We start from the raw sequence: 835 nt of genomic DNA, 5'->3' as shown, positions 1-835 counted from the left end.
TTCGTTGGCGCATCGGCTTGCGGTATCGGGCGATTGCGTCGTGTGGACGGACCATGAGAATCGCATTACTTCGTTTCCGATGCCGACTGTTGCTCGACCTGCAATCACCAATAGCCTGGCTGAAGCGGCGATCTATTTGGGTGCTTCGCCGGACGAGTTGGTGTTGGCGCAGGCGTCGCGCTTTTACCACTTTCGCGACGGTGTGCTGACGGCTATCAGCGATGCGTATGACAACCGGCTGCGCATTGCCCGGGGTCTTTTGGGGCGCATTGAGCGGCTGGATAACGGTGTCGGGCGTTCGCTGTTCCTGCGTTATGAGTTGGGTCGCATCGTGGCGGTGGACTACCAGATCCAGCGCGCCAAGGGCCATGGCCCTTTCGAGTGGATGACCGAGCACAACGTTGTTTCCTACGTCTATGACGACCTGGGCCGACTGGTCTCGGCGACCAATGCCGTCGGCGAACGCGAGGTTTATCGGTACGACGATCAGCACGTCATTCTTGAACGGCAGTTGGCCGGTGGCGCGAGTTTCTTTTGGGCATGGGAACGCGCTGGCAAGGCCGCGCGCTGTGTCCGCCACTGGGCGAGCTTTTCGCAGATGGATACGCGTTATGCCTGGGATGACCGCGGGCAGGTCACGGTGTTTAACGCTGATGGCAGCCAGGAAGTCTACGTGCACGACCAGCATGCGCGCCTGGTGCAGCGCATTGATCCGGATGGTGCCGAGCATTTCAGATCCTACGACGACAAAGGCCGGTTGACGGTCGAGCAGGATCCGCTGGGCGCGGTGACGGCGTATCAGTACGACGAAGCCGGACGCTTGGTGGCGGTGTTC

1 pseudogene is annotated in these 835 nt (G+C 60.7%); it reads left to right on the top strand.

Going from position 1 to position 835, the window contains the following annotated elements:
- Positions 1-835: pseudogene (locus NTD80_RS12055) on the top strand (type IV secretion protein Rhs); the annotation flags it as partial.

The organism is Pseudomonas sp. 13B_2.1_Bac1 (genome assembly GCF_025466155.1).
Taxonomy (GTDB): Bacteria; Pseudomonadota; Gammaproteobacteria; order Pseudomonadales; family Pseudomonadaceae; genus Aquipseudomonas; species Aquipseudomonas aylmerensis.
Note: the sequence above shows the minus strand (reverse complement) of the source record. Positions and strands in the feature narration are given on the sequence as shown.